This is a genomic window from Brevundimonas intermedia (genome assembly GCF_027922165.1).
In the GTDB taxonomy this organism is placed as follows: Bacteria; Pseudomonadota; Alphaproteobacteria; order Caulobacterales; family Caulobacteraceae; genus Brevundimonas; species Brevundimonas intermedia.
In genome coordinates, this window is sequence record NZ_BSFD01000001.1 from 67,675 (window position 1) to 92,526 (window position 24,852).

Sequence of the window (24,852 nt, forward strand, 5' to 3'; positions counted from 1 at the left end):
CGCTGCGCGGGGAGGAGACGGGCGTCTACGCCCACCCCGGAACCGGCAATCCCTTCGACGTCAGGAATTCCGGATTGAACAGCTTCGACGCATAGCGCGATCCCGGATCGCACAGGCAGGTGACGATGGTTTTGCCCGGCCCGATCTCGCGCGCCAGCCGCACGGCGCCGGCGATATTGACCCCGGCCGAGCCGCCCAGAGACAGGCCTTCGTACTTCACCAGGTCGAACAGGATCGGCAGGAACTCCGCGTCATCGATCCGGTAGGCGTGGTCCGGCTTGAACCCTTCCAGATTGCCGGTGATCCGCGCCACCCCGATCCCCTCGGTGATCGACGAGCCCTCGCCCGTCATCTCGCCCTTGGTGAACCAGTTGAACAGGGCCGCGCCCGCCGGGTCGGCCAAAGCGATCGTCACCTCCGGCTTGCGCTCACGCAGATAGGCGGCGACGCCCGAGATGGTGCCCCCCGACCCAACGGCCGAGACGAAGGCGTCGATCTTGCCGCCCGTTTGTTCCCATATCTCCGGGGCCGTGGTCGTGTAGTGGGCGTCGCGGTTGGCGGTGTTGTCGAACTGGTTGGCCCAGATTGCGCCGGCCTCTTCGCTCTCGTTCAACTCGTTCGCCAAACGCCCGGAATAATGGACGAAATGGTTGGGACTGGAGAAGGGGGCGGCGTCCACCTCGACCAGGCGCGCGCCCAGCGAGCGGATGGCCGACTTCTTCTCTTCCGACTGGGTGCGCGGAATGACGATGACCACCGGATGACCCAGGGCGGCGCCGACCAGGGCCAGGCCGATGCCGGTGTTGCCCGCCGTGCCCTCGACGATGGTCCCGCCGGGTTTCAGCGCGCCGGACGCCCGCGCGCCCTGGACGATCGACAGGGCGGCTCGGTCCTTGATCGAGCCGCCGGGGTTCATGAACTCGGCCTTGCCCAGGATTTCGCAGCCCGTCGCGTCGGACAGGCGGTTCAGGCGCACCAGCGGCGTATTGCCGATCAGGTCGATGACGGACGATGTGACGGACACGTTTCAGCTTTCAGGCGAGGTCGAACGGGAGGGGATCAGGCGGCGACCTGACGCTTGCCTAGGTGGATGCCGCACTCGACCTTGTCCATCCCCGACCAGCGCCCGGCGCGCGCATCTTCGCCGTCATCGACGGCACGCGTGCAGGGCCAGCAGCCGATGGAGCGATAGCCCTGTTCGACCAGGGGATGACGCGGCAGATCGTGCGCCTCCAGCCAGGCCTCGACATCCTCGGCGTCCCAGTCCGCCAGCGGATTGATCCGCAGCACCCCGTCGAGCACCTCGAACGGCTTCAGCTGGGCGCGTGTCGCAGCCTGATAGCGTTTGCGCCCGGTGATGACGGCGTTGAACCCCGCCGTCGCCCGCGCCAGCGGCTGCACCTTCCTCAGGTCGCAGCAGGCGTCGGCGTCGGTCCGCCACAGGTCGTCGCGGGCGTCCAGTCTGGCCTTCTCGTCCGCGTCCGGCGTGACCAGCCGCACGTCGGTCAGGCCCAGGGCCTTGGTCAGCTGGGTGCGATAGGACAGGGTCTGGAGGAAATGCTGACCGGTCTCCAGAAACACCACCGGCACGTCCCGGTCCGTCTCGGCGACGATGTGCAACAGGGCCGCCGATTCCGCTCCGAACGAGGATATGGCGCCGACGCGCAAACCCAGGGCCGGGTCCAGCGCCGCCTTCAGGATCTCCGACGCATCCTTGCCCGCCGTCTCGCGGTTCAGCCGGTCGGCCAGACCTTGCAGGTCGGGGTCGTTCGACGCCGCACGCCGCCTCTGCCAGATGGTGGGCGCCGGATCGACGGCGGGCTGATACGACCCGCTGAAGGCCTGATCCATCCGCGCCCAGGCCGCCGCATCCGCGCCCGGCGCCAGCTCGACCGCGTCGAAGCCCGATCGCCGCAGATGCCGCGCCTGATCCGGCAACACCTTGCCGGCCGCGATCAGCCGCCCGGCATAGCCCCGCTCGCGCAGCACCGCCGCCAGCGAGAAGCCGCGCCCGTCGCGAAAGGCGTCGAACTCCAGCACCAGGACGTCGGTCCCGGCGGCGGCCGCCTCGACCTCGTCCAGCGGCGTCGTGACCGACAGACGCGGTCCGTTTTGAACCCCCTCAAGCGTTTGCAGCATCGAGCGTCTCATAGATGGCGTCACGGAAGGGATCGGGACCGACGCGGCGCACCGTGTCGATAAACCGCTCGCCCTCGGCGCGGATTTCAAGATAGCGGTCCAGGGTCCGCTGGATGGCGGGCGCGACCTCGTCGGCGGGCAGGCTCTTGCCGACGATGTCGCCCAGGGCCGCCTGTTCGTCCGGCGAACCGCCGACGGTGATCTGGTAGTATTCCTCGCCCTTGCGATCGACGCCCAGCACGCCGATGTGGCCGACGTGGTGATGGCCGCAGGCGTTGATACAGCCGCTCATATTGATGCGGACCGGCCCCAGCCTCTCCTGATAGTCCATATCGGCCAGCCGCTTCGACAGGGCCTGGGCCACGGGGATCGACCGGGCGTTGGCCAGGCTGCAATAGTCCAGGCCGGGACAGGCGATGACGTCCGTCGCCAGATCGGCGTTGGCGGTCGCCAACCCCGCCTCGCGCAGCGCCCGCCATAGCGCCGGCACGTCGTCCAGTTTCACATGCGGCAGGACCAGATTCTGCTCATAGGCGGCGCGCAGTTCGTCGAAGCCATAGCGCTCGGCCAGATCCGCAACCGCGTCCATCTGGTCCGCCGTGATGTCGCCCGGCACGCCCCCGACCGGCTTCAGCGACACCACCACCGAGGCATAGCCCGCCTGGCGGTGACGCCGCACATTGTTGCGCGCGAACCGGGCGAAGTCCGGGTCGGCCAGCAGGGCGCGGTCGAACGGCGCGCTGGCCTTGGGCAGGTCCTCAAACGGCGGCGGGGCGAAATAGGCCTTGATCCGCTCGGCCTCGTCCTCAGGGATCCGCAGGTCTTCGTGGCGCAAGGTGGCGTAGCGCTTGTCCACCTCCTCGCGGAAGGCCTCCAGCCCGACCGAGGCGACCAGGATCTTGATCCGCGCCTTATGGATATTGTCGCGCCGCCCCAGCAGGTTCCACGCCCGCAGGATGGCGGTCAGATAGGCCAGCAGGTCCGCCGCCGGGACGGCCGAAGCGATCTCCTGGCCGATATGGGGCAGACGCCCCTGCCCGCCGCCGACGAAGACGCGGAAGGCGGTCCCGCCGTCCTCGCCACGCACGATCTGAAGCCCCACGTCATGGGTCCGGATCGCCGCCCTATCCTTCTCGGCCCCGATCACCGCGATCTTGAACTTGCGCGGCAGGAAGCTGAACTCCGGGTGGATGGTCGACCACTGGCGGATGATCTCGCACCAGGGGCGCGGATCCTCGATCTCGTCGTCGGCGGCGCCGGCGAAAACGTCGGTCGTGGTGTTTCGGATGCAGTTGCCCGAGGTCTGGATGGCGTGCATCTCGACCTCGGCCAGATCGCTCAGGATCGCCGGCAGGTCGGTCAGGGCCGGCCAGTTGTACTGGATGTTCGTCCGTGTGGTGAAATGGCCGTAGCCCTTGTCATAGGTGCGGGCGATATGGGCCAGCCGGCGCATCTGGCGACTGTTGAAGGTCCCATAGGGAATGGCGACCCGCAGCATATAGGCGTGCAGTTGCAGATAGACGCCGTTCATCAGCCGCAGCGGTTTGAACTCGTCCTCGGTCAGGGCGCCGGAGGCGCGGCGCGCCACCTGGCTCGAGAATTCCTCGACCCGTTCACGCACCAGGGCGTGGTCGAACTCGTCATAGCGATACATCAGGCGGGCTCCCGCACCAGGCTGTTGCCCACGGTCGGCCCGGTCGCGCGGATTCGCTCTTTCAGCCGGTCCCGGCCGGACGGCGTATGGTCCTGAACCTCGACCAGATAGGGGTTCACGAAGATGTCCGGTCGCGCGGCCGCATCGGCCAGCACGATCGCGGCCGTCGTCTCGTCGAGCACGGCGGCCTGCTCCAGCCGATCAACCGGCTGATTGTCCACGCCCGCATAGATGACCCGGCCGTCCGAGAGGCGGTTCGCCGTCACGATTTTCACGCCGCCACCTCGTCCCGCTGGTCTACCTGGCTCGCCGAGAAAGCCGCCGTCTCGCCGACGAACAACAGGGCCGGGCCGGTCAGGGCCGCGCCCCGCACCAAAGCGCCCAGCCCGTCCAGACGGCCGGTCAGAACCCGCTCGTCCGGCCGGCTGCCGTTCTCGACCACCGCCACAGGGGTCGATGGGGACCGTCCGGCCGCGATCAGATTGGCGGCCGTCTCCTCGGCCCGATCCGTGCCCATATAGATGGCCAGGGTGTGGTTCGGCCCCGCCAATCGCGACCAATCGGCCTCGGCCCCGCCGGGCTTGGCCTGGGCGGTCACGAAGGTCACCGCCTGGGCGTGGTCGCGGTGGGTCAGCGGAATCCCCGCCGAGGCCGCACAGGCCAAAGCCGCAGTCACGCCCGGCACCACAAAGACCGACACACCGGCCGCCCGCATCGCCTCCAGCTCCTCGCCGCCGCGGCCGAAGACGAAGGGATCGCCGCCCTTCAGCCGGACGACCCGGTGACCGGCGCGGGCCTCCTCGATCATCAGAGCCTCGATCTGGTCCTGGGGCACCGAATGTTCGCCACGCGCCTTGCCGACATACAGCCGCTTGGCGTCGCGCCTCGCCCGCTCCAGCACGGCGTCCGGCACAAGACGGTCGTGAATAATGACGTCGGCGTCCTGCAACACCCGAAGCGCCTTCAGCGTCAGCAGCTCCGGATCGCCCGGCCCCGCTCCGACGATATGAACCACGCCCTGTTCCGGCGCGGCCGAATTCAGCAGTCGCAGCATTTCACGCCGCGCCTCGGCCGTGCGGCCCGCTGCGGCCAGATCGGCCGCCGGTCCGCGGAACGCCTTCTCCCAGAACCGACGCCGGGCCATGAAGTCGGGCACATTCGCCTTCACCGTGTCACGCAGCTCGCGCGCTAGCCGGGCGACATTGGCCAGACCGGCCGGCAGCACCCCTTCGATCCTCGAGCGGACGTCGCGCGCCAGGATCGGCGCCGATCCGCCAGTGGCGACCCCGATCACCACCTCGTCGCGATCGATCAGGGCCGGGGTCTGGAAGTCGCTGAGGTGGGGCTTGTCCACCACATTGACCTGAGCCCCCGCCGCCCGCGCCAGGGCGCCCAGCCGCGTCAGCTCCTCCGCGTCGTCCAGCGCCATGAACACCAGCCGCGCCCCCGCCAGATCGCCGGCGTCCGGCGACCGCAGCAGCGGCGTCGGGGCCGTCTGGGGCGTCTCCATCCGGGGCGGCGCCCCGTCCGGTGTGAACCACAGCAGCTCGGCCGGGGTGTTCAGAAACAGTCGCAGCTTCGCCAGCGCCGGCTCTCCGCCGCCGATGAACACGATCTTTGCGGCCTCCAGCGGGATGGCGGCGAGAAATACACGCATGGGTCTTGCTTTCAGGGTCGCCGGGAGAGGAAGAAGGGCCAGCGGCAGGACGCGGACCTTCGGCTTCTGCCTCCAGACCCGCAAACCAGATTGCCTTTGGCTCGCTGATAGGATTTCTAACGGCGATGGCCCGTTCCCTGCTCCCGCTCAACGCCCTGCGCGCCTTCGAGGCCGCCGCGCGTCATCTGAATTTCTCGCGCGCCGCCGACGAACTGGCGGTAACGCCGGGCGCCGTCAGCCAGCAGATCCGCCTGCTGGAAGACATTGTCGGCGGCCCGCTGTTCGTGCGCGAGGCGCGCGGCCTCCAGTTGACGGACCTGGGCCGCTCGTCCGTGCCCCTGCTGCGCGAGGGGTTCGAGCGGCTGATGGACGCCTCGGCCCTGCTGCGCGAACCGCCGCGTCGCCGCCAGGTGTCGATCAGCGTGGCCCCCGGCTTCGCCTCAAAATGGCTGATGCCGCGCATGGACGACTTCCACGCCGCCCATCCCGAGATTGAGCTGTGGATCTCGGCTGATATGGAGCCGACCGACCTGAGCGAAGGCAAGGTCGACCTCGCCGTCCGCTACGGGCCCGGCGACTATCCCGGCCTGACCGTCGACCGGCTGATGACCGAGACGGTTCTGCCCGTCTGCGCCCCTTCGCTGATGGACGGCGAAAACGCCATCCGCAAACCCGCCGACCTGATGCGCCATATCCTGCTGCACGACATGTCCAACGACGGCGATCCCAGCCGCCCGGACTGGGCCATGTGGCTGAAGGCGCGCGGCGTGCGCCACCCTGACCCCCGCCGGGGTTCGCGCTTCAACCAGTCGGGCCTGCTGATCGAGGCCGCCATCGCCGGGCGCGGCGTCGCCCTGGCCAAACGCACGCTCGCCCAGGCCGATCTGGCCTCGGGCCGCCTGGTCGCCCCCTTCCCCGACGGCTCGGAAGCGGTCGGCTTCGCCTATTACGTCGTCCAGCCCCGCGACCGCCCCCCCTCGCCCAGCGCCACCGCCTTCGTCGCCTGGCTCAAGCGACAGGCTGTGGATCACGACAACACGATGGGGCAGCTGTAGGTCCCTTTAGACCGGCATCGTTCATCCGCCTGGGTGCACCGGAAGACGTCTTCTCTGTTTTGAAGAAAGACGAACTGATGCGGCTCGAGTCTTGATACAAGACTTTGCGCGGCGCGATGTAGCCGCTTAGAACGTGCCGAAATGCTACAACCGTCTCGCAAAAGGTCAAAGACGAGGAAGGTCGCCCGTCCGGACGCCCGTTGGTTCACGCCTGCGGTCCTGGGTCTAAGCCTAGTCACTGCGATCGGGTCGGCAGGTCTGGCCGCCAGCCTGACCTGGCCCGCGATACCATCTCCATTCGGCCTGGCCGCACATCACGAAAAGCGCGCCAATCTCGCCCTGGACACGAACAAGTCGACGCCGCTGACGCTTGAGCGGGCCGGCTTAGAAAACGAACTGACCCTGGCCGCCGCGCCCGCGACTGCGACCGCTTGGCTGCGCGCCGCCTATATTCGACAACAACAGCAGTCGGGCGTTCTGGACGCCGAGAGCCTGCGATATATCGAGACCTCGTATCGTGTTTCCCCGCTTGGACCCGGGGCAAGCCCTTGGCGAGTGCTGTTCGTCTTCGAAAACTGGAACCTTGTGACGCCCGCAATACGGGCGGCGGCGATGACAGAGGTTCGATCATTCGCCGCTCACGACAACAATGCACACGCCCTCGTGAACACCATCACAAACCCTGCCGGACGTATGGCCGCAAGACTTGCGATCCGTACGCCGCCGAAAGCGCCCGCCCCATGACGGCGTCTTCAAGGGTCAATACTGCTTTGATCTACGCTCGACCGTAACGCCGTTTTTTCTCTATCAAATCGCTACAATAAACGCTATATTTACCAACAATCGACTGAGAGGCTGCACGCAGCCCATGTTCGAAGGGGATAGTCATGAAGAACTTCAAGCTTGGCCAAGCCGCCATTGCCGTTGCCGCGCTCGCTTTGGCGACCGGGCCTGTGATCGCTGCTGACTGGACCGCTGTGGCCCAGGTGACGGCGTCTTCGACGGTGTCCGTCTCGCAACTTTCCGTTGAACTGAAGGCCGCAGTGTCTCAGACGACCGCCAGCCTCGTGGGTCGGAATGTTTCTGCGGCCGAAGCTCAGGCGGCCTATGCGAATGCTCTGCAGGCGGTTATCGCCTCAAGCGGCGCCTCGCCCGAAGTGGCGCTGGCCGCCCTGGAAGCCGCCGTGCAGGAACTGCAGGCGGCTTCAGCGCTCCCGCCGGCCGCCGCCGCCGCCGCGCAGCAGACTATCCAGATGATCCGCTCCAGCATGGTTGACGCTCCGGCTGCGACGGGCGGCCAGACCGGCTCTCAGCCCATCGGCGCGCCTCCGTCTTCCGGCGCCGGCGGCGGCGGTCCCGACTATAGCTCGGCCGCCTAGTCGTCTGATTTCGACTCAAAGCCGACCCTCCCCGGTTTGGCTTCTCAAGGACCTAAAGATCATGCGCTTTAAGAGCAGCACTAATCTCCTGCGCATGAGCGCAGCCTCGATCATGGCCTTCGGCTTCGCCGCCGTCGCCTCTGACGCATCGGCCCAGTCGGTGGCGTCCGCGCAGTCCCAATCCGTGGACATGTTCGCTCGTGATCGCGGGGTCGGAGTTCGTGAGCGCCCCAAGCCTGAATACGAAGCCCTGGGCATTGCTTCGGGCGCCTTCACGATCTTCCCGAAGATCCAGGTTGACGCCGAGTACAACAACAACATCTTCGCCTCGAGCACGGATGAACAGGACGACGTCGTCTTCCGCATCCAACCGGAAGTCTCGATCGAATCCGATTGGTCGCGTCACTCGGTGCAGGCCTTCGCCAACAGCGTGATCAGCCAAAACGTTGATTTCGACAGCGAAAACACCACCGACTGGACTGTCGGCGCCAATGGCCGTCTGGACGTCGTGCGCGGCTCTTCGGTCAGCGCCGGCGCCCAGTATGGTCACCTGACCGAACCCCGGACCTCCACCAACACGGCCTCGGCTTCGGTCAGCCCGATCGAATATGATACGGCCTCGGCCTACCTCAGCGCCGTGCGGGCCAAGGGTCGTGTACGCCTGTCCAGTCGCGCCGATGTCACCTCCTTCGATTATGAGGATGGCCGCACAGCTGCCGGAAATCTGATCGACCAGAGCGCGCGCGACCGCACCACCTTCTCGCTCGCGGGCCGGCTCGACTACGCCCTCAGCCCCGCCACGGCTGTTTTCGGACAGATCACGGGCAACGAGAAGGACTATGATCAGGGGACCATCAACACGCCGGCCCGTGACTCGTCGGGTTATGAAGCCCTCGTCGGCGTTAACTTCGAACTGGGCGCCGTCAGCCGTGGTGAAGTCGCCGCCGGCTACATCAGCCAGAGCTATGACGACGCCGCCTATTCGGACATCGACGGCTTCGGCGGTCGCGCCCAGATCGAGTGGTTCCCCACTGAACTGACCACGATCACGGCCTCGGCCTCGCGCACCATTCAGGACGCGGGCATCGTCGGGTCCGCTGGTTATCTGAGCTCGCAAGTCGGGGGCAAGATCGACCATGAATTGCTGCGGAACGTGATTGTCTCCGGACAATTCAGCTACAGCGAAGACGCCTACAACGCCGTGGATCGCGACGACCAGCGCGTCAACGCGTCGCTGGCCGCCACCTATCTGATCAACCGCTATTATGGCGTCACCACCACGGTCTCCTACCTCGACCAAAGCTCGGACGGCGCGTTCGCTGGCCCCAGCTATGATGTGACGCGCCTGTTCGTTTCGCTGGTCGGTCAGTTCTGACCTCGGAAGACGGCCTGGACATGAAGGCGGAGACTGCCGTCACGTCGCACGACGGCGCTTCCGGCGAACCTAGACGGCGCAGACGCAGTCGCCCGGCCGCCATGGCCCCAAATCGACAGCCCGTCGATTTGGGGCTGTCAGATTATGTGCTGTTGGGCGTCCCGATACTCGTATTCAGTCTCGCCCACCTCTTTGGCGGCGCGGCGGAGCCGACGACGGCTCTCTGGTTCACGGCGATCATCGCGCTTCTTCTGCCCGCATCCGTCTTCTTCGGCGAGCGCCGAAATGAGGTGGGGCTGGCCTGGCCTGAAAGGCCCGCATCCGTCCTGTTCCTTCTGGTCATCCTGGTCGCAATCTGGACCCTTGTGGCGCCGGCGCGCGGCGCCTCGACCCCATGGGCGGCCATAAACGGCCCGGGCGCCATCACCTGGGACAAGTCTTCGACAACGATTGAAATCGTCAAACTGGTCGGTTTGGCCAGCCTATTCTGCCTGGGCTGTTTCGAAGGCGTTCGAAGACGGCGCGTCACGGCGGCGCTTCATATCATTCTCATCATCGGCGCCGCCTGGGCGGCGTTTGGGGCTGTCGTCATGATCGGCGGCTTCGCCGATGGCCTGACCGGTCTTCATTTCAACTTCGGCGGTCGCCTTTCGGGCGGCTTTCTGAGCGCCAACAGCGCCGCAACCGTCTATGGGGTGCTTCTGGTTCTCTGCGTGGCCATGCTGGCCAGGGCCGTGCGCAATCGCCGGCTCGGCCGCAGCCCACAGCGCGCACTGGCCCTTGCGGCGGCTATAGGCGGCGTCCTGTTGTTCACCACCTGCCTTCTGTCCACGGCCTCACGCATGGGGGTGACGGCCACCGCCATCGCCGTGGCGGCATTTCTCATTTGGGAAAGTCTGAGCCGAAAGGAGATGCCGTCCCGCCGGCTGATCCTCCTGACCCTCGCCGGGGCTGCCGTCGCGGTGCTCGTCATCGGTGGCGGCGACACGCTTTGGACCCGTTTTGAGAGCGTGGACTCCGACTCCGCGACCCGCAGCGTCATCTTCTCGGTCCATTGGAACGCCTTCCTCCAGTCTCCTCTGTTCGGCCATGGCCTCGGCAGTTTCAGCGCCATCAACGCTCAGCAGATGACGCCGGAGAACTTCGGCTCCCTGCGGACGATCGGCGCCACCCACAATGTCTACATCCAGTGGCTCGAGGAGGCGGGCGTTCTGGGCGCACTGCCGATGTTCGCCCTGATCGCCCTGGTGATCGGCACAGCCATACGGCGGTCCGCCTTGCAGGATACGGGCGCCACCCTCCAGCGCGGCTTGATCGCCGCCAATCTGGTCCTGCTGATCCATGGGACGACGGACTATGCGATCCAGGTGCCTTCCATCGCCGCCTTCTGGGCCTATCTGCTGGGCTTGCAGTTTGCCTATGGCAAGGCGCGCACCGGCAAGTCTTCCGCCTGACGCGAACCGGCCGGGGCCATCCGGTTTGAAATCCAGGTTTTTGCGGGGTCCGTCTCTACAAACCTTGACTCCCGACCGCCCCGGACCGACACGACCGCCCCATGATCACCCGCTATTCCCGCCCCGACGCCGCCGCCATCTGGTCGCAAGAGACCAAGTACAAGATCTGGTTCGAGATCGAGGCCCACGCGGCGACAAAGATGGCCGAGCTCGGAGTCATCCCCCAGGATGCGGCCGACGCCATCTGGGCCAAGGGCAAGGACGCGAGCTTCGACGCCGACCGCATCGACGAGATTGAGCGCACCACTAAACACGACGTCATCGCCTTCCTGACCCATGTGGCCGAGATCGTCGGCGACGAGGCGCGCTTCCTGCACCAGGGCATGACTTCGTCGGACGTGCTGGACACCTGTTTCGCGGTTCAGCTGGCCCGGTCGTCGGACCTTCTGATCGACGGCGTGGACCGTGTCCTGGCCGCGCTGGAAAAGCGCGCCAAGGAGCATAAATACACCCCGACCGTCGGGCGTTCGCACGGCATCCACGCCGAGCCGGTGACCTTCGGCCTGAAGCTGGCCGGCTATCACGCCGAGTTCCAGCGCGCCAAGCGCCGCTTGATCACCGCCAAGGAAGAGATCGCAACCTGCGCCATCTCCGGCGCCGTCGGCACCTTCGCCAATGTCGATCCGGCCGTCGAACAATATGTCGCCGACCAGATGGGGCTTCAGATCGAGCCGGTCTCGACCCAGGTCATCCCGCGCGACCGTCACGCCGCCTTTTTCGCCGCCCTGGGCGTCGTCGCCAGCTCGGTCGAACGTCTGGCCGTAGAGATCCGCCACCTGCAGCGCACCGAGGTGCTGGAGGCCGAGGAATTCTTCGACAAGGGCCAGAAGGGCTCGTCGGCCATGCCGCACAAGCGCAATCCCATCCTGACCGAGAACCTGACCGGCCTGGCCCGTCTGGTCCGCTCGGCCGTGACCCCGGCGATGGAAAACGTCGCCCTTTGGCACGAGCGGGACATCAGCCATTCGTCGGTCGAGCGCGGCATCGGCCCGGACGCCACCATCCATCTGGACTTCGCCCTGCAGCGCCTGGCCAATGTGGTCGAGCGGCTGAACGTCTATCCCGAGAACATGCAGGCCAACATCGACCGCCTAGGCGGTCTGGTGCACTCGCAACGGGTTATGCTGGCCCTGACCCAGGCCGGGATCTCGCGCGAGGCGGCCTATGCCGCCGTGCAGGAGAACGCCATGAAGGTCTGGCGCGGCGAAGGCGCCTTCCTGGACTTCCTGAAGGCCGACGAACGCGTCACCCTGCCAGCTGAACAACTCGAGGCCCTGTTCGACCTCGGCTATCACACCAAGAATGTGGACGTGGTGTTCAAGCGGGTGTTCGGAGACTGAGGCCCATGACCGAGCGCACGATCCGGCTCAATCCTCGGCTCGACCCCCGCGATTATGCCGCGGCCTATGCGCGCGATGGAATGGTGCAGGTGCCCGACCTGCTGGAAGAGGCCGGCGCCGAGTGGCTGGAGCTGGCGCTGGAACATGACACTAACTGGCATCTGTCGCTGAAGACGCCGGAAGGCGGCAAGCTGTTGTCGCCACAGGAAATGCAGAACCTCGGGCGGGACGCCTTGAACAAGCAGGCCCAAAGGGCCTTGCTCGAGGGGCGAGACGGTTTCTCCTTCGTCTATCTGGCCTATCCCGTAATCCCGTCTTTTCTGGCGGGCCAAGACGCCGGTCACGCCACTCATGTGCTGCTTCAGTTTTTTAACGACACCCCCTTCATCGAGTTCGCAAAAGCGGTCACCGGAGAACACCGCGTGACCAAGATCGACGCACAGGCGACCTGGTTCCGTCCCGGTGATTTTCTGACGCTCCACGACGATACCGGCGCAGGCGAGCGACGCGCAGCCTACACCCTGGGTCTGACACGCGATTGGCGAACCGACTGGGGCGGCCAGCTGATATTCCATGACAAGGCGGGCGATATAGAGCGCGGCTTCAAGCCTGGCTTCAACGTCTGGACTGTCTTCAAGACGCCGCGGATGCACTCGGTCGCGCCGGTCGCCGCCTACGCGGGGGGTAAGCGGCGCTCGATCACCGGCTGGCTGCGCGACGATCCGCCGGTCAAGTGACGGATCCTCTGCAGGATGATCGCCGCATCGGCTTCCCCCCCGTCGTCGATGCGGACACCCGCCTGCTGATCCTCGGCAGCCTCCCCGGCGAGGCGTCCTTGAAGGCGGAGCAGTACTACGCCCATCCCCGCAACGGCTTCTGGCCCCTGATCGGCGGCGTGCTGGACGAACCCCTGACGAGCCTGCCCTATGCCGACCGCCTGGAGCGGCTGAAGGCGCGCGGGGTGGGTCTGTGGGATGTGATCGCCTCGGCCGAGCGATCCGGCAGTCTGGACGCGGCGATCCGCTCGCCTGAGGCCGCCGATCTGTGCGGCCTGGTTGAGAGCCTGCCGCGACTCCGCGCCGTCGCCTTCAACGGCGGTCTGGCGGCGAAGTTGGGAAGGCGCATCCTGGCCGATCTGGGCGGCGCCGGCTTGATCGACCTTCCGTCGTCCAGCCCCGCCCATGCAATATCCTTGTCGGCAAAGGCGACGAGCTGGGCCATACTGAGGAAGTTTCTTCCGGAAAAGCCTGCCGCCTGATGATCCTGACCCTTTCCTGCCCCGACCGCCACGGCATCGTCGCGGCCGTGTCCGCCTTTCTGCTTCAGCGGGACGCCAATATCTCGGACGCCCAGCAGTTCGGCGACGCTTCCAGCGCCACCTTCTTCATGCGTGTGGTGTTCGAGCCGGCGGACGGCGACGCCCTGGCCGCAATCCACCACGCCTTCAGCCCCCTCGCCGAACGGTTCACGATGCACTGGACCCTGCGGGGCCCCGAACCGCGCAAGGTGATGATCCTGACCTCGCGCTTCGATCACTGCCTGGCGGACCTGCTTTACCGTTGGCGGATCGACGAGCTGCCCATGGAGGTGACGGCCGTCGTCTCGAACCACCCGCGAGAAATGATCGGCCATGTCGATCTGGGCGACCTGCCCTTCCACCATCTGCCCGTCAGCGCCGCCGACAAGCCTGCGCAGGAGGCGGAGTTGCTGCGCCTGATCGAGCAGACGGGCACGGAACTGGTCGTGCTGGCGCGCTATATGCAGATCCTGTCGGACGATCTCAGCCGCCGGCTGGAGGGACGTTGCATCAACATCCACCACTCCTTCCTGCCGGGGTTCAAGGGCGCCCGCCCGTATCACCAGGCCCATGCGCGCGGGGTAAAGGTCATCGGGGCCACCGCCCACTATGTCACGCCCGACCTGGACGAAGGCCCGATCATCGAACAGGACGTCGAACGGATCAGCCACCGCGACACGCCGGAAGATTTGATCCGTAAGGGCCGTGATATCGAGCGACGCGTCCTGGCTCGCGCAGTCCGAAGACATATCGAGGACCGCGTTTTGCTGCACGGCACAAAGACCGTCGTGTTCGAAGACTGAACGGCCAAGCTGCGTCGTCTTGTCACGCCGCATGCATCCTTTAGGTGAACTCGGACGTAACCTTGTCGTGACCGCCACAGCGCGGGCCAACAGGGAACGAAACACCATGACCAATCTTCGCACGCTCATGCTCGTCGCCGTATCCGGCGGGGCGCTGATGGCGCTCGGCGCCTGCAACAACAATGAAGCGGCGGCGCCCGCCGAATCCACCGCCATGGCCCCGGCTGAAGGCGCAGCCATGGCCCCCATGACCGCCGACCCGATGGTGGGCGGCGCGGCCATGAGCCCGAACGAGACCATTGTCGCCAACGCCTCAAAGGCCTCGAACCTGTCCACCCTTGTCGCCGCCGTTCAGGCCGCTGGCCTGGTTGAGACGCTTCAGGGCCCGGGACCGTTCACGGTCTTCGCACCGGACAACGCCGCCTTCGACAAAATTCCCGAAGCGACGCGCACCGCCCTGCTGCAACCGGCCATGAAGGCCGACCTGACCAAGATCCTGACCTACCACGTCGTCGCCGGCCGCCTGACCGCAGCCGACATCGCCGCCCAGGCCCAGGCCAACGGCGGGACCGCCACTCTGGAAACGGTTCAGGGCGAGGAACTGAAGGTCGCGGCCGGCCCGAACAACACCTGGGTCATCACCGACGCCAAGGGCGGCACGTCCACCATCACCCAGGCCGACGTGGCCCAGTCGAACGGAATGGTCCACGTCGTCGATACGGTCCTGATGCCGTAAAAAATAATTTCAGTCCGGTCGCAACCGGCTGAAACCAAATCCGGCGTCTCGTGTTCTTCAAGGGCGCGAGACGCACAGTACGCCGGGTCAGACATCCCCCAACGTCCCCGGCAAAGAGAAAGGGCCGCACCTTCCCCCGGGTGCGGCCCTTTCGACGTCTGCAATCAGGCCCGAAGGCCGATATCTCTGATCATTATTCGCTGCGGGGCTCGCCGGCGCGAATCTGGTCGCGGGCGATGGAGGCCAGCTCGTCGATCTTGGAGCGGATCTCGCCCTCGGACACCGACAGGCCCGAGGCCTTGAAGTCGCCGGCGACCTTGCGGAACACATCCTCGTCGCCCGGCTGCTCCATGTCCGCGCGCACGATGGCGGCGGCGTACTGGTCGCTGCTTTCGGCCGACAGGCCCATTTTTTCGGCCGCCCAGTGGCCCAACATCCTGTTGCGCCGGGCGATGGCCTTGAACTCCTGCTCCTGATCGAGGGCGAACTTGGCCTCAAAGGCCCTTTCCCGATCGTCGAAGGTCGTCATGTCGCCAGCATAGCTCCGCACGCCCCACTAACCTAGGGGCAAGCGCCGTCTATAGCTGGACCGCGCCTGAACGCAACATGACTTCCGTCGCACCCGCTCTGACCGGCTTTCCAGTTCCGCCTTATTTGTATCGAGAGCCGCCTTCAGCTAAGGAGACCGCGAACGAGATTGACTGCCCGAACGATTCCGAAACGCGCCGCCAGGACCGGGTCTTCCCCTTTCCACCATGGCCGCGCGATTTTTGTTTCTGGAGGGCGCCCGTAAGCCGGGACCGGATTATGAACAGCAAGCGCAAGAAGATTTACGAAGGCAAGGCCAAGATCCTGTACGAAGGACCTGAGCCCGGCACCCTGATCCAGTACTTCAAGGACGACGCCACCGCGTTCAACGCGCAGAAAAAGGCGGTCCTCGAAGGCAAGGGCGTGGTCAACAACCAGATCAGCGAATTCATCATGTCGCGCCTGAACGGCATCGGCGTGACCAACCACTTCATCAAGCGCCTGAACCTGCGCGAGCAGCTGATCCGCGAAGTCGAGATCATTCCGCTGGAAGTCGTCTGCCGCAATATCGTCGCCGGCTCGATGAGCCAGCGCCTGGGCATCGAGGAGGGCACGCCCCTGCCCCGCTCGATCATCGAATTCTACTACAAGAAGGACGAGCTCAACGACCCGATGGTCACCGAAGAGCATATCACCGCCTTCAACTGGGCCTCGACCCAGGAACTGGACGACATCCTGGCCATGACCGTGCGGGTCAACGACTATCTGTCGGGCATGTTCGGCGCCGTCGGCATCACCCTGGTCGACTTCAAGATCGAGTTCGGTCGCATCTGGGAAAACGACTTCAGCCGCGTCATCCTGGCCGACGAAATCAGCCCGGACTCCTGCCGCCTGTGGGACGCCACGACCGGTGAGAAGATGGACAAGGACCGCTTCCGCCGCGATCTGGGCAATGTGATCGAAAGCTACACCGAAGTCGCGCGTCGCCTGGGCATCATGAAGGGCATGCCGACGGTGATTCAGGGAGGGCTGCACTAGTGGCTAAGGTAAAGGTTCACGTCTTCCTCAAGCCCGGCGTCCTGGACGTTCAGGGCAAGGCCGTCGAAGGCGCCCTGCAGGGTCTGGGATGGGCCGGCGTGTCGAACGCCCGCGTCGGCAAGCTGATCGAGTTCGATCTCGCCGGCGCCGAAGACCCCCAGGCCGAGGCCAAGAAGATGTGCGAGCAGCTCCTGGCGAATACGGTGATCGAAGGCTACCGTATCGAGGCGGCGTAATCATGAGAGCCGCTCTGAGCATCGGAGCGGCTCTTCTGCTATTTGGCTGTGGAGAGACCGTCGCGCCAGCGCGGGAAATCGGACCGGATCTGGATTGTGCTCCCGGATTCAAAGCTCTGGTCGCCGAGTTGGATGGCAATTCAGAACTGGTCGTGACCCGATATACGCGCGGCTCCAACGCATACCGGGACGACCGACATAATCGACTCTATGTCGTGACCCTGCCAGACCACCCTGCGCACCCGGCTCTGTTTGTCAGGGAAGTCGTACCGACCAGTGAAACGATGATTATCCACTCGAACGGTTGCGGGTTCGGGGACCAAGCAGCGTTTGATCTGGAAATGCGAGCTTATGACGCTTTCGACCGCCTGCTGAACGCTGAGGAGCCCTGCTATCTGTGCTCGTCTGATCGGCTACAGTCGCCGTCAGTCGACCCTAGGCTTCCACCGCCTCCCCAAAGTTGATGGCGATATCCAAGGCTACTGCATAGAGGCGGCCTGAGGCGCGCAGGACTAAGGTCACACCGACGCCGGCGGCGCGTCAATATCGCGCAAGAACAACTTGAGGTTGACATATCCTCAATAAAGATCATTGTTCTCCCAATCTTTGGGGGAACAGCCCATGACGTTCACCGATATCCAACAGGCCCTGAAATCTCGGGGCTTCGATCCCGGTCCGATCGACGGCGTATGGGGGACGCGGACCGCCGCTGCGGTTCGCGCCTTTCAGGCCAGCAAGGGCCTGACGGTCGATGGCCTAGTCGGCCCGCGCACGGCTGCCGCCTTGGGGCTCGACGCCACAGTCACCAACCCCCTGGTGGACATGTCGCTGGTCTGGTTCCAGGCCGCCTGGCGTCTGCTCGGCACGACGGAAGCGCCGGGAACCGCCAACAATACCGCTATCCTGCAATGGGCGTCGGCCCTGGGCATCCGCTACAAGGGCGATGATGTCCCCTGGTGCGGCCTGTTCGTCGCCCACTGCATCGGCTCGACCCTGAGCGCCGAACCCCTGCCGAACAACCCGCTCTCCGCCCGCAACTGGTTGAAGTTCGGCGTCCAGACGACCGGGCAGGTCGGGGCCGTCGCCGTCTTCTATCGCGGCGATCCGAAAGGCTGGCTGGGCCATGTGGGCTTCTACATGGGCCAGGACGACAAGGCCTATCATATCCTGGGCGGCAATCAGTCGAACGCCGTCAGGGTGGCCCGTATCGCCAAGGATCGGCTCCTGGGCTTCCGCTGGCCTTCGACGGTCCCGCCGGGATCCGGCAAACCCGTCCTTCTGACCCCCAGCGGGCAGTTGTCGACGAACGAGGGCTGAGCTTTCCGTTCGGGATCAGGATGACTAGGTTTGGCCTCCCTATCGGAGCGCTCCCATGACCTTCACCCTCACTTCAGACGACATCCAGGACGGCGGCGTCCTGCCCGACGCCCAGGTTCACGCCAAAGGCAATGTCTCGCCCCATCTCGCCTGGTCCGGCGCGCCCGAGGGGACCAAGAGCTACGCCGTCACCTGCTATGACCCCGACGCCCCGACGGGCTCGGGCTTTTGGCACTGGACCGTCGCCAACCTGCCCGCCGACGTGACCGAGCTGGCCGCCGGCGCGGGCTCGCCCGGCGGACACCTGCCGCTCAGCGCCGTCCAGGGGCGCACGGACTACGGCAAGGCCGGCTTCGGCGGCGCCGCCCCGCCTCCCGGCCACGGCCCGCACCGCTACATCTTCACCGTCTTCGCCGTGGACGTCGACCGGCTGGACGTAACCGCCGACGACTCCGGCGCCGTCTTCGGCTTCAACCTGTATTTCCACACCCTGGCCCAGGCATCGATCACAGCGACCTACGAAAACCGGGGCTGATTTCGGCGGTCGCCGCCCTTGTGGCGACATGAACGCTGATTATGTTGCGGCGCACAATGACAGACGCTGCACTCTCCCACGCCCCGCTTGCCCGTTCGCGGGCGGCGGTGGCCCTGGTTCTCATCGCCCTGGCCATGGGCGGTTTCGCCATCGGCGTGACCGAGTTCGCGGCCATGAGCATCCTGCCGGATTTCGCCGCAGGCCTGGGCGTCGACGCTCCGACCGCGGGCCATGTCATCAGCGCCTACGCCGCCGGCGTGGTGGTGGGGGCGCCGATCCTGGCGGTGCTGGGCGCACGTGCCCCCCGCTGGCTGCTGCTGATCGGTTTCATGGCCCTGTTCGCCATCGGCAACGGCCTGTCGGCCTTGGCCCCGACCTATGAGTGGATGCTGGTCTTCCGCTTCCTCAGCGGCGTTCCGCACGGCGCCTATTTCGGCGTCGCGGCCCTGGTCGCCGCGTCCGTCGTGCCGCTGCACCTGCGCACCCGCGCGGTCTCGACGGTCCTGATGGGACTGACGGTGGCGACCGTGATCGGCGTGCCCTTCGCCAATATGGTCAGCCACGCCTTCGGCTGGCGCTGGACCTTCGCCATCGTCAGCGTCCTGGCCGTGATCACCATGGGTCTGGTCGCCCTGTTTGCGCCGCGCGACCCCGCCCATGCGGACGCCAGTCCCTTGCGCGAACTGGGGGCCCTGAAGCGGAGCCAGGTCTGGCTGACCCTGGGCGTCGGCGCCATCGGCTTCGGCGGCATGTTCGCCGTCTACGCCTACCTCGCCTCGACGCTTCAAGCGGTGACCGGCGTGGCGCCGGAGATCCTGCCCTGGGTCTTCGCCGTCTTCGGCGTCGGCATGTTCCTCGGCAATATCCTCGGCGCCTGGGCCGCCGACCGGATCGGCTTCAAGGCTGCGGGGGGCCTGTTGCTGTGGAGCGCGGCGGCCCTGGCTCTCTATCCCGTCGCGGCGTCCAATGTCTGGGCCCTGATGGTCGTGGTCTTCCTGATCGGCGGCGGCGGCGGCCTGGGCTCCATCCTCCAGACCCGGCTGATGGACGTGGCCGGCGACGCCCAGACCCTTGCGGCCGCCCTGAACCACTCCGCCTTCAACACCGCCAACGCCATCGGTCCCCTGCTGGGCGGCATGGCCATCGCCGCCGGCTACGGCTGGACCTCGACCGGCTGGGTCGGCGTCGGCCTGTCCCTGGGCGGGTTTGCGATCTTCCTGATCGCCTGGCTGACGGGGCGGAAGCACGCGACGGCCTGACGTTTGGCGCGAACACAGTTTATGGTAGTATGGCTCATGGCCGACGTGACCAATGACCTCATCTATGAAGTTCTGAAGTCCATGCAGACACGCCTGGACCGCATCGACGGCAACGTGGCCGATGTGAAGGGCGAGCTTCAGGCCATGCGCTCCCACCTCAACGGGCTCAATCAGGACGTGGCGAACCTCTATCAGGTCGTTGATCGTCAGGACGCCCGTCTCGGCCGGATCGAGACCCGCCTCGGACTTCTTGAACCCGCGCACTGACATTTCCCGAAAACGGTGCTAGAGGGCCGCGCCATGAGCGCAGCCGTCATCGTCTTCCCCGGTTCCAACTGTGATCGCGACTGCAAGGTCGCCGTCGAACGCTCCACCGGCGAGCCCGTCTCGATGGTCTGGCACGCCGAGACCGAACTGCCCTCGGGCCTGGACCTGATCGTCATTCCCGGCGGCTTCTCCTACGGCGACTATCTGCGCTGCGGCGCCATGGCGGCCCAGTCGCCGGTGATGCAGGCGGTCAAGAAGGCCGCAGACGACGGCGTGGCCGTGGTCGGCATCTGCAACGGCTTCCAGATCCTGTGCGAGGCCGGCCTGCTGCCCGGCGCCCTGCTGCGCAACAAGGGCCTGAAATACGTCTGCAAGCCCATCGCCCTGACCGTCGCTAACGGCCAGACCCGCTTCACCGCCGGCTATCAGGGCCAGCGCGAGGTGGTCATGACCCAGGGGAACGGCGACGGAAACTTCTTCGCCGACGCCGAAACCCTGGCCCGGATCGAGGGCGAGGGCCAGGTGGTCTTCCGCTATGTCGAAAACCCCAACGGCTCGGTCAACGACATCGCGGGCATCCAGAATGCGCGCGGCAATGTCCTGGGCATGATGCCCCACCCCGACCGCGCCTTTGAAGCCGAACTGGGCTCCGCCGACGGCGCGGTCCTGTTCCAGAGCATCTACGCAGCGGCTTGACGGCAATCTCGAGTTGGGGCGCATTTGCACAATGCGCAGCCTGCTTCGACTCACCGCCGTTTTCATAGCTCTCGTCGCCGCGACGCCTGTACTGGCTCAGGAAGATGCTCCCCAGAGCGAGGACTGGGTTTTGACGTCGGTGCCGGAGCAGAAGGCCGTCATCGCGATGATCGACTTCACGTCCGGTCTGACCATCGCCGCGCGCTGCGTCGACGGCGTCTACGACGTGCTGATCGCCGGGCTGCCGGATGCGCCCAATCGCGCCCTGTCGCGCGAGTTGGGCATTCAGGCGGGCGATCAGAAGGAACCCTTCACCTCCGTCTGGACGGTGGGCACGCGACGCAATGCGGTGTTCAGCCGAATCCCGGCCGTCGTCGCGCGTGATCTGGCCAAGGGCGGCAAGCTTCAGGTCATCGTCCCAGCGACCTCCAGGTCGCCGCGGACGCGCTACGTCATGGAGTTGAATCCATCCAGCACCGCTATCGAACAGACCTTGACCGCGTGTGGACGTCCGATGGTGGATCCGCGTGAAGTTCGGTCGGATGAGATCGAGGGCAATGGCCAGGACGGACTGCCGAGCGGCGTGAGCTGGCAAACCGGGCCCCGACCGACCTTCCCCGACTCGGTCAACGGCCGAATCCCCGCAGAGGGCTATGTCGTCCTGTCCTGCGTCGTCGATGCGCTTGGCGGGCTGAACGAATGCCAGACGGAAAGCGAGCAGCCGGCCGGCTATAACCTGGGCCGTTCAGTCGAGCGTTCATTGCCGCGCGCCCGTGTCAAACTGACCGAGGAAGCGGCGGCCACGGGGCGCCCGCTCGCCGGTCGCATGATCCGCTTCTCCGTGATCTTCAAAATGGAGCCCTGACGCCTCTCGCGCTATCAGGTCGCCAGCTTCGGCGTCGCCCCGCCTCCGGCGTCGATGGCGTCGAACAGGGCGCAGATCAGCCCCTGCTCCTCCTCGGTGATCTCGGGTTTCCAGACGTCGAAGATCAGGATGGTCCGGTCCTGGTCGCTGTCGTTCCAGGCCTCGTGCTCGATCGTGTCGTCGAAGGCCCAGGCCTGGCCCTCCTCCCACTGACGCAGGTCCGAGCCGACCCGGAACCAGGACCCCGGCGGAGCCACCAGCGGTAGGTGACAGATCAGACGGGTGTTGATCAGACCGTGATGCGGCGGGATGCGCGCGCCCGCCGCCAGTTTCGAGAACAGAATCGACGGCGACCGTCCAGGGATGATGCTCAACGGCGCCGCCTCCAGCGCCTTCAGGGTCTGCGGACACCGCGCGGCGACCTCGGGAACCACCACACCGTCCTTCCACAGGAAGACCGCACTCCATTCCGGGTTCTCCAGCATCCCTGCCTGCCCGCTGCGCGGTCGGTTGGATCGGTCCTCCACATAGGGGGAGAACAGGCTGGGTTCCGCCAACACCGCCGCCAGTTCAGCGCGAATGGCGGGCGCCGCCGCCTCGATGTCCGCCAGCCACGGTGTGTCCTTACGCGGCTGGAACTGGACCTGCGGCAGGCCAGGAAACAGATAGAATTTCGGCTGTTGCTGATACAACGGCTTGCGCCCGGTCAGCAGGTCCAGCGACAGGGCGAAGCGCGGACTGGACCGGGCTTCGTCGAAGCCCCGCGCCCTGACGCCGGCCAGAAGTTCTTCCTCGAACCGGCGCTTCATGTCCCCCAGCGCCTGCTGCGCTCGCCGCAACTCGTCCCGCAATTCGGGCGCCGCGCCGCGCTGCTGCGCGCTCGCCAGGGCCGCACCATAAAAGGTCGCGGCGGAACGCGCCTCGCCCTGGGCGGCCAGGGCGTCCGCCTTCAGGATCGATCCCAGGATGTGGCGCCCGTCGACATCAAGAATCCGCTCCGCCGCCGCAAGCGCCGCCGCCGGATTCCCTCCCGCACGGGCGGACAGGGCTTCCTGTAAAAGCGCAGCCAAAGCGACGGCGGGTTTTGCGTTCATAGGTTACATGAACGCCGATCATCGAACCTCCGTCAAGCAATGGACGGCCCTGTCAGATCAATCGGGACGCGCCGACTGACCATTTTCCAGCTCTTCGTCCTCGTCGGCCGTAACGACGCCGCCGGGCTCGCGTTGGGCGGCCAGTTCGCGCGCGCCAACACCCTGCCCCTGTTCTATCGCGTGATTGGCTTCGACCTCGTCGGTCTCGAAGCGGGGGGTTTCGTCGTCGCGGTCGGCCATTTCGGTCTCCAGTTCATGCTGGTCTGACAAACCGGTCGCCGCCCCGCCGGTTCCCCTAACGACCGAAGAAGGGGTCCAGACTGGCGCGCGAAAGGGGGCGAAAAACCAGGAACTGCCCCGCGACGCTGACCGTCGCCTCATGCGCCTGCGGGCGCTGCAACACCGCCGGATCATCCAGAGACACCGCCCGCCCGGAGGCCAGGTCGCGGACATCCAGCGTCGGCATGACCGGCCGACCGTTCGCCGTCGCCAGGGCCGCCAGGAAGGCGCGAACCTCCATCGCCTGCTGCTGCGGCGTCGTCGCCAGCCGCACCCGCCCCCACGCCGCCTGCGCCGGCGCCGTCAGGACCACCGCCTGGTCAGCGGTCTGGGTCCGTCCGGCTGTGGCGACGGCGCACGACAGCGTCGCGATCAGAGCCAGAAAAACGGCGCGTCGCGAAGTGGGTCGAACACTCGTTCTATTGCTCTTCAGCCGGCTTTTCCTTGGGGTCGCTGTCGTTGATGACCACTAGAGCCGAACCCTCGTAGGAAAAGGTCCGTGACAGCGAGGCGTCGACGCCGCTCGTAAAGGTGGCTCCGCCGTAGGGCGTATAGGTGGTGGTGCTGCTTGTGCCGATGTTGATTGAGTCATAGCGTTGCCCGACTCGTGACGGATCGCTGGACACCAGCACATAGCGTTCGGCGGCGCGCGGACGGAACAGGACCGAGAAGTTCGCCCCCCGATACATGAACTCGTCAGACGCAAAGCGACGTGTCTCTTGCCCGGCGGCGTCCAGCACGCTCACCGTCGGAGAGAAGATGCGCGTCGCCTCCAGAGCGGCGCCGACGGTCAAGGTCTTGTCCTCGAAGTCCTCTGGCACGGCGAACAGCACATAGGCGGACGCCCCCGATGCGAGCGTCGCACAGGGCGTGGCGCTGTCGATCACGGTGGTGACGCTGTGAAGCGCCCGCTCCTTGTCCGGCGTCAGGCTGATCGCACGCGTCAGATCGACCTCGGCGCAATCATGTCGATCAAAGGTGAGGACCGGCGCAGGCGGCGGGACGCTTGCGCATCCCACCAAACCCAGCCCGGCCACGGCCGCAACGAAATAGGGACGCATGGTCCGCCTCAACGCAGCAATTGGGCGGCGGTGTCCGCCACCTGGTGCAGAGCGTCCTGAATGCCGGCCGCAGTGCGGGCCGGATCGGTCAGCAGTTCTTCGCGGTTCTTGAACTCATAGGCCGGGTTCGGCGTCAAGGTGATGGCGCCGGAACCTTCGGTGTTCATGACATTGTAGACGATGCGGTTGTCCATCAGCACCTTGGTCGGGTCGCTGGCCGAAACCAGACGCACCTTGGCGGCGACGGACGGGCGGAAGGGTTGGAAGGCGCCGGCGGACAGATAGCCATAGTGACTGATGACCACATCCAGATAGGCGTCGACCGACCCTTCGGGGGTCGGGTAGCTGACGAGAAACTCCCGCTTCTCGCGCGGCGTATCGACCTTTTGCACGGTCACCTTGTAGCCTTGCGCGCTCAGGCGTTCGGCGACGCGCGCCTCGAATACGGCTTCCCCGTCGAAAGCGGCGCTATCCAAGGCTCGGTTCAACGCGCCACGACGTTCGGCCTGGATGCCGGCGTCCACCAGAGCGCCGATCAATCCGAAATTCGACCCCATGGACGCCACTTCATAGGCGATCGCCTTGTCCTCGGCAGAGTCGTCGATGATGGTGACGGCCTGGACGTTTGACGAGGCGCGCTCGTAGGGCGTCGCGACATAGGGTGTGGCGCAAGCGGTAAGCAGCAAGGCTGCACTCAGCGCAGAGACTTTCTTAAACATTTGAATTCC

Annotated in this window: 29 protein-coding genes; 18 read left to right on the top strand and 11 right to left on the bottom strand. The window is 65.9% G+C overall.

The window, feature by feature from the left end; all coding sequences use genetic code 11:
• Positions 1 to 25 precede the first annotated feature (25 nt).
• The 5 genes from PKE72_RS00295 to cysG are packed head-to-tail and all read right to left on the bottom strand — an operon-like array spanning position 26 to position 5,450.
• Complete coding sequence (locus PKE72_RS00295) at positions 26 to 1,024, bottom strand: cysteine synthase A (RefSeq protein ID WP_271163480.1); 999 nt, start codon at positions 1,022 to 1,024, stop codon at positions 26 to 28.
• A 35-nt stretch (positions 1,025 to 1,059) separates the two neighbouring features.
• Positions 1,060 to 2,139, bottom strand: a complete 1,080-nt coding sequence (locus PKE72_RS00300) for a phosphoadenylyl-sulfate reductase (protein ID WP_271163481.1) — start codon at positions 2,137 to 2,139, stop codon at positions 1,060 to 1,062.
• Entirely contained in the window at positions 2,123 to 3,793 is a 1,671-nt protein-coding gene (locus PKE72_RS00305; RefSeq protein WP_271163482.1) for a nitrite/sulfite reductase, read from the bottom strand. The genes PKE72_RS00300 and PKE72_RS00305 overlap by 17 nt, the downstream gene beginning before the upstream one ends.
• Positions 3,793 to 4,068, bottom strand: a complete 276-nt coding sequence (locus PKE72_RS00310; protein ID WP_271163483.1) for a DUF2849 domain-containing protein — start codon at positions 4,066 to 4,068, stop codon at positions 3,793 to 3,795. Before PKE72_RS00310 ends, PKE72_RS00305 begins: the two co-directional genes overlap by 1 nt.
• Positions 4,065 to 5,450: a siroheme synthase CysG gene (gene cysG / locus PKE72_RS00315; protein WP_271163484.1), complete on the bottom strand. Its 1,386-nt coding sequence runs from the start codon at positions 5,448 to 5,450 to the stop codon at positions 4,065 to 4,067. Before cysG ends, PKE72_RS00310 begins: the two co-directional genes overlap by 4 nt.
• A gap of 125 nt (positions 5,451 to 5,575) precedes the next feature.
• Between cysG and gcvA the strand changes: the two genes are divergently transcribed.
• The 10 genes from gcvA to PKE72_RS00365 all read left to right on the top strand — a co-directional run bounded on the left by gcvA (position 5,576) and on the right by PKE72_RS00365 (position 14,949).
• A complete protein-coding gene (gene gcvA, locus PKE72_RS00320) occupies positions 5,576 to 6,505 on the top strand; it encodes a transcriptional regulator GcvA (protein WP_271163485.1) in 930 nt (309 codons plus the stop codon).
• A 141-nt stretch (positions 6,506 to 6,646) separates the two neighbouring features.
• Positions 6,647 to 7,249 (top strand): hypothetical protein, encoded by a 603-nt coding sequence (locus tag PKE72_RS00325; protein WP_271163486.1) that lies wholly within the window; start codon positions 6,647 to 6,649, stop codon positions 7,247 to 7,249.
• Positions 7,250 to 7,392: 143 nt separating this feature from the next.
• On the top strand, positions 7,393 to 7,884 hold the full coding sequence (locus PKE72_RS00330) for a hypothetical protein (RefSeq protein ID WP_271163487.1): 492 nt from the start codon (positions 7,393 to 7,395) through the stop codon (positions 7,882 to 7,884).
• Between the two features lie 61 nt (positions 7,885 to 7,945).
• Entirely contained in the window at positions 7,946 to 9,259 is a 1,314-nt protein-coding gene (locus PKE72_RS00335) for an outer membrane beta-barrel protein (protein ID WP_271163488.1), read from the top strand.
• A 128-nt stretch (positions 9,260 to 9,387) separates the two neighbouring features.
• Complete coding sequence (locus PKE72_RS00340; protein WP_271163489.1) at positions 9,388 to 10,713, top strand: O-antigen ligase family protein; 1,326 nt, start codon at positions 9,388 to 9,390, stop codon at positions 10,711 to 10,713.
• 101 nt (positions 10,714 to 10,814) lie between these two features.
• The gene (gene purB, locus PKE72_RS00345) at positions 10,815 to 12,113 is read left to right on the top strand and encodes an adenylosuccinate lyase (protein ID WP_271163490.1); all 1,299 of its coding nucleotides are present in this window, start codon (positions 10,815 to 10,817) and stop codon (positions 12,111 to 12,113) included.
• Positions 12,114 to 12,118: 5 nt separating this feature from the next.
• Positions 12,119 to 12,850 carry a 2OG-Fe(II) oxygenase gene (locus PKE72_RS00350; protein WP_271163491.1) on the top strand — a complete coding sequence of 244 codons (732 nt, stop codon included), beginning with the start codon at positions 12,119 to 12,121 and terminating at the stop codon, positions 12,848 to 12,850.
• The gene (locus PKE72_RS00355; RefSeq protein WP_271163492.1) at positions 12,847 to 13,371 is read left to right on the top strand and encodes a DNA-deoxyinosine glycosylase; all 525 of its coding nucleotides are present in this window, start codon (positions 12,847 to 12,849) and stop codon (positions 13,369 to 13,371) included. Before PKE72_RS00350 ends, PKE72_RS00355 begins: the two co-directional genes overlap by 4 nt.
• The gene (purU, locus tag PKE72_RS00360) at positions 13,371 to 14,213 is read left to right on the top strand and encodes a formyltetrahydrofolate deformylase (protein WP_271163493.1); all 843 of its coding nucleotides are present in this window, start codon (positions 13,371 to 13,373) and stop codon (positions 14,211 to 14,213) included. The genes PKE72_RS00355 and purU overlap by 1 nt, the downstream gene beginning before the upstream one ends.
• Positions 14,214 to 14,319: 106 nt before the next feature.
• A complete protein-coding gene (locus PKE72_RS00365) occupies positions 14,320 to 14,949 on the top strand; it encodes a fasciclin domain-containing protein (protein ID WP_271163494.1) in 630 nt (209 codons plus the stop codon).
• A 193-nt stretch (positions 14,950 to 15,142) separates the two neighbouring features.
• Here the strand turns inward: PKE72_RS00365 and PKE72_RS00370 are convergent, their stop codons facing one another.
• Positions 15,143 to 15,478, bottom strand: a complete 336-nt coding sequence (locus PKE72_RS00370; protein WP_271163495.1) for a DUF1476 domain-containing protein — start codon at positions 15,476 to 15,478, stop codon at positions 15,143 to 15,145.
• Positions 15,479 to 15,756: 278 nt separating this feature from the next.
• Between PKE72_RS00370 and purC the strand changes: the two genes are divergently transcribed.
• The 8 genes from purC to PKE72_RS00410 all read left to right on the top strand — a co-directional run bounded on the left by purC (position 15,757) and on the right by PKE72_RS00410 (position 21,690).
• Positions 15,757 to 16,515: a phosphoribosylaminoimidazolesuccinocarboxamide synthase gene (gene purC / locus PKE72_RS00375; protein WP_008263270.1), complete on the top strand. Its 759-nt coding sequence runs from the start codon at positions 15,757 to 15,759 to the stop codon at positions 16,513 to 16,515.
• A complete protein-coding gene (gene purS / locus PKE72_RS00380) occupies positions 16,515 to 16,751 on the top strand; it encodes a phosphoribosylformylglycinamidine synthase subunit PurS (protein WP_183196009.1) in 237 nt (78 codons plus the stop codon). The genes purC and purS overlap by 1 nt, the downstream gene beginning before the upstream one ends.
• A gap of 621 nt (positions 16,752 to 17,372) precedes the next feature.
• Positions 17,373 to 18,068, top strand: coding sequence for an NlpC/P60 family protein (locus PKE72_RS00385; RefSeq protein WP_271163496.1), 696 nt, complete (start codon positions 17,373 to 17,375; stop codon positions 18,066 to 18,068).
• A 55-nt stretch (positions 18,069 to 18,123) separates the two neighbouring features.
• Positions 18,124 to 18,603 (top strand): YbhB/YbcL family Raf kinase inhibitor-like protein, encoded by a 480-nt coding sequence (locus PKE72_RS00390; RefSeq protein ID WP_271163497.1) that lies wholly within the window; start codon positions 18,124 to 18,126, stop codon positions 18,601 to 18,603.
• Positions 18,604 to 18,659: 56 nt separating this feature from the next.
• Positions 18,660 to 19,862: an MFS transporter gene (locus PKE72_RS00395; RefSeq protein WP_271163498.1), complete on the top strand. Its 1,203-nt coding sequence runs from the start codon at positions 18,660 to 18,662 to the stop codon at positions 19,860 to 19,862.
• 36 nt (positions 19,863 to 19,898) lie between these two features.
• Complete coding sequence (locus PKE72_RS00400) at positions 19,899 to 20,129, top strand: hypothetical protein (protein ID WP_271163499.1); 231 nt, start codon at positions 19,899 to 19,901, stop codon at positions 20,127 to 20,129.
• 33 nt (positions 20,130 to 20,162) lie between these two features.
• On the top strand, positions 20,163 to 20,825 hold the full coding sequence (gene purQ / locus PKE72_RS00405) for a phosphoribosylformylglycinamidine synthase subunit PurQ (RefSeq protein WP_271163500.1): 663 nt from the start codon (positions 20,163 to 20,165) through the stop codon (positions 20,823 to 20,825).
• 139 nt (positions 20,826 to 20,964) lie between these two features.
• A complete protein-coding gene (locus PKE72_RS00410) occupies positions 20,965 to 21,690 on the top strand; it encodes a hypothetical protein (protein ID WP_271163897.1) in 726 nt (241 codons plus the stop codon).
• 14 nt (positions 21,691 to 21,704) lie between these two features.
• On the opposite strand, the gene PKE72_RS00415 is transcribed toward PKE72_RS00410, so the two are convergent.
• From PKE72_RS00415 to PKE72_RS00435, 5 genes are all read right to left on the bottom strand, one after another.
• Positions 21,705 to 22,784: an aspartyl/asparaginyl beta-hydroxylase domain-containing protein gene (locus tag PKE72_RS00415; protein ID WP_271163501.1), complete on the bottom strand. Its 1,080-nt coding sequence runs from the start codon at positions 22,782 to 22,784 to the stop codon at positions 21,705 to 21,707.
• Between the two features lie 57 nt (positions 22,785 to 22,841).
• Positions 22,842 to 23,024: a hypothetical protein gene (locus tag PKE72_RS00420; RefSeq protein ID WP_271163502.1), complete on the bottom strand. Its 183-nt coding sequence runs from the start codon at positions 23,022 to 23,024 to the stop codon at positions 22,842 to 22,844.
• Between the two features lie 55 nt (positions 23,025 to 23,079).
• Positions 23,080 to 23,376: a hypothetical protein gene (locus PKE72_RS00425; protein WP_271163503.1), complete on the bottom strand. Its 297-nt coding sequence runs from the start codon at positions 23,374 to 23,376 to the stop codon at positions 23,080 to 23,082.
• A gap of 106 nt (positions 23,377 to 23,482) precedes the next feature.
• A complete protein-coding gene (locus PKE72_RS00430) occupies positions 23,483 to 24,124 on the bottom strand; it encodes a MalM family protein (protein ID WP_271163504.1) in 642 nt (213 codons plus the stop codon).
• A gap of 8 nt (positions 24,125 to 24,132) precedes the next feature.
• Positions 24,133 to 24,843, bottom strand: coding sequence for a hypothetical protein (locus PKE72_RS00435; protein ID WP_271163505.1), 711 nt, complete (start codon positions 24,841 to 24,843; stop codon positions 24,133 to 24,135).
• Positions 24,844 to 24,852 lie beyond the last annotated feature (9 nt).